The sequence below is a fragment of the Janthinobacterium sp. genome, assembly GCF_009923995.1.
In the GTDB taxonomy this organism is placed as follows: Bacteria; Pseudomonadota; Gammaproteobacteria; order Burkholderiales; family Burkholderiaceae_D; genus Janthinobacterium.
The window spans coordinates 148,800-155,865 of sequence record NZ_RFSK01000006.1; the positions used below are offsets into that span (position 1 = coordinate 148,800).

The window sequence follows — 7,066 nt, forward strand, 5'->3', positions numbered from 1 at the left end:
AGTAGCGCTATTGCTCGCGGGACAAGATAGAATGCGCGAGCGTCCGCACAAGGACGCCTAGCCTGCCGCACTGCCCTCCCCCAGTGACGCTGGACGGGATATACTGTATATTCATACAGTTATCGCCGCCGCTGTCACTGCGCCGCGCAGTGCCCCGGCCTGGCGTTCCAACCCTAGTCTTTATTTAGCTTGAACACGTATGGCCACTAAAAAACCAGCATCCGACTACAGCGAATCATCCATCCGTGTCCTGAAAGGACTGGAACCCGTCAAGCAGCGCCCGGGGATGTACACCCGCACTGAAAATCCGCTGCACATCATTCAGGAAGTGATCGACAATGCCTCCGACGAGGCGCTGGGCGGTCATTGCACGCACATCGCCGTGACGCAAAACACGGATGGCAGCATCACCGTCGAAGACAATGGCCGCGGCATTCCCGTCGGCCTGCACCCGGAAGAAGGCGTGCCGACGGTGGAAATCGTGTTTACGCGGCTGCACGCGGGCGGCAAGTTCGACAAGGGTTCAGGCGGCGCCTACGCGTTTTCGGGCGGCTTGCACGGCGTCGGCGTGTCCGTCACCAATGCGCTGTCCTCGCGCCTGGAAATCACCGTCTGGCGCAAGGAAAGCGACGGCAACGGCTTGCATCACATGGTGTTTGCGAATGGCGACGTGATCGAGCCCTTGAATTCCCGCCCTGCCCCGCGCGACGGCAAGAAGTCCGGCACGCGCGTCACCGCCTGGCCCGATCCGAAGTATTTTGATTCGCCGAACATTTCGCAAACCGAGCTGCAGCGCCTGCTGCGCTCGAAAGCCGTGCTGCTGCCCGGCGTCACCGTCACCCTCACCAATGCCAAGACGGGCGATACGCAGACCTGGCTGTACGCGGAAGGCTTGCGCGGCTACCTGACCGAATCGCTGGCACAGGTATCGAATGGCGAAACCCTGATTCCCCTGTTCGAGGGCGCGCAATATGCGGGGCCGGACTCGGAAGGCTTTGCCGAAGGCGAAGGCGCCGCCTGGGTGGTCGCGTGGACGGAAGAAGGCGCCATCGTTCGCGAATCGTATGTCAACCTGATTCCCACCTCGAACGGCGGCACGCACGAATCGGGCTTGCGCGACGGCCTGTTCGGCGCCGTGAAAAACTTCGTCGAGATGCACTCGCTGCTGCCGAAAGGTGTCAAATTGCTGCCGGAAGACGTGTTTGCGCGCGCTTCCTTCGTGCTGTCGGCCAAGGTGCTGGACCCGCAATTCCAGGGCCAGATCAAGGAACGCCTGAACTCGCGCGACGCCGTGCGCCTCGTCTCGACCTTCACAAAACCGCCACTGGAACTGTGGCTGAACCAGCACGTCGACTACGGCAAGAAGCTGGCCGAGCTGGTGATCAAGCAGGCGCAGTCGCGCCAGCGCTCGCTGCAGAAAGTGGAAAAGAAAAAATCCTCGGGCGTGGCCGTCCTGCCGGGCAAGCTGACCGACTGCGAATCGTCGGACATCACGCGCAATGAACTGTTCCTCGTCGAGGGTGACTCGGCGGGCGGTTCGGCCAAGATGGGCCGCGACAAGGAATTCCAGGCGATTCTGCCCCTGCGCGGCAAGGTCCTGAACTCGTGGGAAACAGACCGCGACCGCCTGTTCGCGAATAACGAGATCCACGATATCGCGGTGGCCATCGGCGTCGACCCGCACAGCATCGGCGACACGCCCGACCTGTCGGGCCTGCGCTATGGCAAGATCTGCATCCTGTCCGATGCGGACGTGGACGGCTCGCACATCCAGGTACTGCTGCTGACGCTGTTCTTCAAGCACTTCCCCGCACTGATCAACAAGGGGCACATCTGCATCGCCCGTCCGCCCCTGTACCGCGTCGATGCGCCCGCGCGCGGCAAGAAGCCGATGCAGAAAATCTACGCGCTCGACGACGGCGAACTGCTGGCCATCGAGGACAAGCTGCGCAAGGAAGGCGTGAAACAGGGCGCCTGGTCCATTTCCCGCTTCAAGGGCCTGGGCGAGATGAATGCGGAACAGCTGTGGGAAACGACGATGAATCCGGACACGCGCCGCTTGCTGCCCGTGACCCTGGGCGAAATCGACCACATGACATCCGCCGCCCGCTTCAATATGCTGATGGGCAAGGGCGAGGCGGCAGGACGCCGCGCATGGATCGAGGAACACGGCAATGAAGCCGAGGCCGACATCTGATCCTGGCAGTTTGCGCCCCCAAAAGATAACCTTAGTAGCAAGATAAACCATGTCCACACAAACCAATTTATTTGACGATGCCCAGCCTGAGCCGATCGAACCGGATGAACCGGTATTCGACGGCGAAGCGCTGACCCTGTCCACCTTCGCCGAGCGCGCCTACCTCGACTACGCCATCTCCGTGGTCAAGGGCCGCGCCCTGCCCGACGTCTGCGATGGCCAGAAGCCCGTGCAGCGCCGCATCCTGTACGCGATGAATGAGCTGGGCTTGAACTCCACGGCGAAGCCCCGCAAATCGGCGGCTGTGGTCGGCGACGTGCTGGGTAAATTGCACCCGCACGGCGACCAGTCCGTGTACGACGCGCTGGTGCGCATGGCGCAGGATTTCTCGCTGCGCTACCCGCTGATCGATGGCCAGGGCAACTTCGGTTCGCGCGACGGCGACGGCGCGGCGGCCATGCGTTACACGGAAGCGCGCCTGACGCCGATCGCCAAGCTGCTGATGGATGAAATCGGCATGGGCACGGTGGATTTCCAGCCCAACTACGACGGTTCCACGGAGGAACCGAAACTGCTGCCGGCGCGCCTGCCGATGGTGCTGCTGAACGGCGCCTCCGGCATCGCTGTCGGCCTGGCGACGGAAATCCCGTCGCACAACCTGACGGAAGTGGCCAAGGCAGCCGTGGCCATGATCCGCGATCCGAAGATCACACACGCCGAACTGATGGCCATCATGCCCGGCCCGGACTTCCCCGGCGGCGGCCAGATCATCACGCCGCCCTCGCAGATCCAGGACATGTACGCTAGCGGCCGTGGCAGCATGAAAGTGCGCGCCCGCTGGAAGATCGAGGAACTGGCGCGCGGCCAGTGGCAAGCCGTCGTCACGGAACTGCCGCCGGGTACCTCGTCGCAAAAGGTGCTGGAAGAAATCGAGGAATTGACGAATCCGAAGATCAAGCTGGGCAAGAAGGCGCTGTCGCCGGAACAGGTGGCCCTGAAGGCATTGGTCCTCAATTCGCTCGACACCATCCGCGACGAATCGGGCCGCGCCGCCCCCGTGCGCCTCGTGTTCGAGCCGAAGTCAAAGAACCAGGACCAGACGGAATTCATGCTGATGCTGCTGGCGCATACCTCGCTGGAATCGTCGACCTCGATCAACCTGGTGATGATCGGCGGCGATGGCCGTCCGCGCCAGAAGGGCCTGGGCGACATCCTGCGCGAGTGGATCGATTTCCGCTTCACCACCGTCACCCGCCGTACGGGTTACAAGCTGGGCAAGGTCAAGGACCGCATCCATATCCTGGAAGGACGCGAAGCGATCCTGCTCAATATCGACAAGGTGATCCAGATCATCCGCAATTCGGACGAACCGAAGGCGGGCCTGATCGAGGCGTTCAAACTGTCCGAGCGCCAGGCCGACGATATCCTGGAAATCCGTCTGCGCCAGCTGGCGCGCCTGGAAACCATCAAGATCCAGCAGGAGCTGGCCGAGCTGCGCAAGGAAGAAAAGTCGCTGCAGGACCTGCTCGACAACCCGGGTTCGATGAAGCGCGCCATCATCCGCGAAATCGAGGCGGACGCCAAGCAGTTCGGCGACGCGCGCCGCACCCTGATCGAGGAAGCGCAGAAAGCCGTGGCCGAACAGAAGGTGGTCGACGAACCCGTCACCGTCATCATTTCGGAAAAAGGCTGGGTGCGCGCGCGTACCGGCATCGGCCACGATGCGGCGCAATTCACGTTCAAGGCGGGAGATTCCCTGCATGGCGCCTTCGAGTGCCGCACGGTCGATACACTGCTGGGCTTCGGCAACAACGGCAGGATCTATTCCGTGCCCGTCTCGGCGCTGCCCAACGCCCGCGGCGACGGCGTGCCAATCACCACTTTGTGCGACCTGAGCGGCGGCACGCCGGGCAACGCCGTGCGCATCCTGCATTATTTTGCGGGCAATGGCGCCACCAGTTTGCTGCTGGCCTCGAGCGCCGGCTACGGCTTCATCGCCAAGGCGGGCGACATGGTCAGCCGGCTGAAGGGCGGCAAGGCCTTCATGTCGCTGGACGAGGGCGACGTGCCTTTGACGCCGAAAGTCATTCCGGACGCGGCCAGCGCCGTGGCCTGCCTGACGGAAGGCGCGCGCCTGCTGGTATTCGGCCTCGATGAAATGAAAACCCTGTCCAAGGGCGGCACGGGCGTGAAGCTGATCGACCTGGAAGGCAAGGACAAGCTGCTGGCCGTGCAGCCGATCACGCAGCGCGGCGTGGTGGTCTCGGGTATCGGCCGGGCGTCGAAACCGCAGGAAGCATCGCTGGGCGCCACCGCCCTGGCCGACCATTTCGGCAAGCGCGCGCGCAAGGGCAAGCAGCTGGCTGCCAAGCTGAAGCCCGTTTCCATGGCAGCCATCGGCTAAGAGTCGGTTGTACTCGGCAGATACATGCGTAAGACAAAAAGACAGGCTTGCCTGTCTTTTTTTTCGCCATCGCCATGCAGGAGTACACGCGGGCACAACGGCGTGTCCTGCCAGGCAGGCTGGCCGCTTGCGCTAGTGCCCAGCCGGCGCAGGTTGCGTCTAGCGCTCCCGCTTCAGCTTGAGGACTTCTGGCGTCGCCTCGACGATTTCAATCACGTCTTGCGGTGCGTCTGCCGTGCCGGCCAGGGCATAGCGGCCCATGCCCAGCGGCCGCAATTGCGCGGCTGGCCCGGCGCGGGGCCGGTCATCGGGACCAGGGGCCATGGACGTCAGGGTGGCGCTTGCGCTCTCGGGCGTGCCGCTCCCCGTATCGAACTGCAGCACCTTGCGCCCCTTGCGGCTGGGTGGAAAGGCGAACGTGGCCGTCGGCCGGTACACCTCGATGCCGTCCGCGTCTTCCTCGAACGAGTGCGTCCAGCTGCCGCCGGGCAGTGCTCCTGTCATGCCGTGCATGATGCTCCCTCCCTCAGAAGCACGATACCACGCCGCCCAGGCTTTCATAGCCATTCACGGATGGCGACCAGGCCGTGCCGTTCCATGCCTTGTGAAACAAGGCGCCGTTCGTTCCCGTGACAAATACGTCAAGGCGGTTCGCCGCCCAGGCCGTGGCACGCGGACGGGACGTACAAATACCGCCCAGGCTTTCGAAACCCGTCGCCGACGGCGTCCAGGCCGTTCCATTCCACGCCTTGTGGTACAGGGCGCTGTCCGTGCCGATGACGAACACGTCCAGCCGGTTGGCGGCCCACGACACGGCTTCCACTTCCCCTACGCAGATGCCGCCCAGGCGTTCGAAACCATCGATGGATGGTCCCCATTGCGTGCCATCCCACCATTTATGGTACAGGGCGCCATCGGTGCCCGTGACAAATACGTCGAGACGGTTCGGTCCCCAGGCCACGGCTTTCGGCGACGAGGTGCAGATGCCGCCCAAGCGTTCATAGCCCGTCAGCGACGGGCCCCAGGCCGTGCCGTCCCACCATTTGTGATACAGGGCACGGTCCGTGCCAATGACAAACACATCCAGACGGTTCGCTCCCCACGCGACCGCTTCGGGCTGCCCCAGACAGATGCCGCCCATGGCTTCGTAGCCCGTCAGCGACGGTCCCCAGGCGGCGCCGTTCCACCACTTGTGATACAGGCCCCGGTCCGTGCCGACGACAAACACGTCCAGACGGTTCGGTCCCCAGGCCACGGCGCGCGGGTCGCCCACGCACAGGCCGCCCATGGCTTCATAGCCCGTCAGCGACGGTCCCCAGGCCGTGCCATCCCACCATTTGTGGAACAAGCCGCTGTCCGTGCCCGTGACGAAGACATCGAGCCGGTTCGGTGCCCACGATACCACCTGCGGCGCGCTGGTACAGATGCCGCCCTGTCCTTCGTAGCCGGTGACCGACGGCGCCCAGGCCGTGCCGTTCCAGTCCTTGTGATACAGCGCACGGTCCGTGCCCAGCACGAACACGTCGAGGCGGTTCGCGCCCCAGGCCACGACAGGCGAGGAACTCTGGCGCGGCGTGGCGCCGCCCCCGCCTCCACCGGTTCCCGTGCCAACGCTGGCGCGCGGGCCATCGAGGCAAGCCTGCATGCGCGCCACCTGGCCCGCCGTGAACATGAACATGGCAGGATCGTCCACGTAGTCCATGTAGTTCATGAACATGTCGCCATTCGGTCCATTGCTGCAGGAAATATGCGGGAACGAAGGCTGGCCCGTATTCGGCCCGCCCTGGTTCGGCGTGTCGGCCACGTAGTCCGTGCCCGAGCAGCCCGTGCCATCGTCACCCCAGATATGGTGCAGATTGAGCCAGTGCCCGATTTCGTGCGTGGCCGTGCGGCCCAGGTGGAAGGGGGGTGCAGCCGTGCCGACGGTGCCGAAGGCCGATTGCAGGATCACCACGCCATCGGTGGCTGCCGGCCCGCCGGGAAATTGCGCGTAGCCCAGCAAGCCGCCACCCAGCTGGCAGACCCAGATATTGAGGTAGGTATCGGCCGGCCACGCATTCATGCCGCCCGTCGCCTGCGATTTGACGGCGTCGTCGGCGCCAAACGACGTCACCGTCGTCTGGCGCCGCTCGATGCCACTGGTGGCCGCGCCATTCGGATCCGTCGTGGCCAGCGCAAACTCGACGCGCGCATCGGCCGTCAGCGGCAGGAATGGCGCAGGCGTATTGCCCACGTCGGCATTGGCGTGCCGATAATCGCGGTTCAGCACGTCGATCTGGCTGGCGACCTGCGCGTCCGAGATATTCTGCGCGGCCGTATTCCACACGACATGTACCACCACCGGTATCTGCGTCACGCCGGAGCGCCCGGTAATGCCGCTGTCGCCCTCGTACAGGCCCGCCAGGTTTTCAATGTCTGCGCGTACGCGCGCGTACGACGGATCTTCGCTCAGCAAGCGACGATGC

At 64.1% G+C, this 7,066-nt stretch carries 4 protein-coding genes; 2 read left to right on the forward strand and 2 right to left on the reverse strand.

Going from position 1 to position 7,066, the window contains the following annotated elements; all coding sequences use genetic code 11:
• The first annotated feature begins 199 nt into the window (after positions 1 to 199).
• Both EBS11_RS05215 and parC read left to right on the forward strand, forming a co-directional pair.
• Positions 200 to 2,197: a DNA topoisomerase IV subunit B gene (locus tag EBS11_RS05215; protein WP_290601043.1), complete on the forward strand. Its 1,998-nt coding sequence runs from the start codon at positions 200 to 202 to the stop codon at positions 2,195 to 2,197.
• 49 nt (positions 2,198 to 2,246) lie between these two features.
• Positions 2,247 to 4,601 carry a DNA topoisomerase IV subunit A gene (gene parC / locus EBS11_RS05220; protein ID WP_290601045.1) on the forward strand — a complete coding sequence of 785 codons (2,355 nt, stop codon included), beginning with the start codon at positions 2,247 to 2,249 and terminating at the stop codon, positions 4,599 to 4,601.
• Positions 4,602 to 4,760: 159 nt separating this feature from the next.
• Here the strand turns inward: parC and EBS11_RS05225 are convergent, their stop codons facing one another.
• The gene (locus EBS11_RS05225; protein ID WP_290601047.1) at positions 4,761 to 5,114 is read right to left on the reverse strand and encodes a hypothetical protein; all 354 of its coding nucleotides are present in this window, start codon (positions 5,112 to 5,114) and stop codon (positions 4,761 to 4,763) included.
• 13 nt (positions 5,115 to 5,127) lie between these two features.
• The coding region (locus EBS11_RS05230; RefSeq protein ID WP_290601048.1) for a M43 family zinc metalloprotease at positions 5,128 to 7,066 on the reverse strand (1,939 nt) is incomplete at its 5' end.

What these genes read in the sequence shown, in the direction of transcription:
- EBS11_RS05215 (WP_290601043.1), top strand. Translation starts at nt 200, where the DNA reads ATGGCCACTAAAAAACCAGCATCCGACTACAGCGAATCATCCATCCGT.
- parC (WP_290601045.1), top strand. Translation starts at nt 2,247, where the DNA reads ATGTCCACACAAACCAATTTATTTGACGATGCCCAGCCTGAGCCGATC.
- EBS11_RS05225 (WP_290601047.1), bottom strand. Translation starts at nt 5,114, where the DNA reads ATGCACGGCATGACAGGAGCACTGCCCGGCGGCAGCTGGACGCACTCG.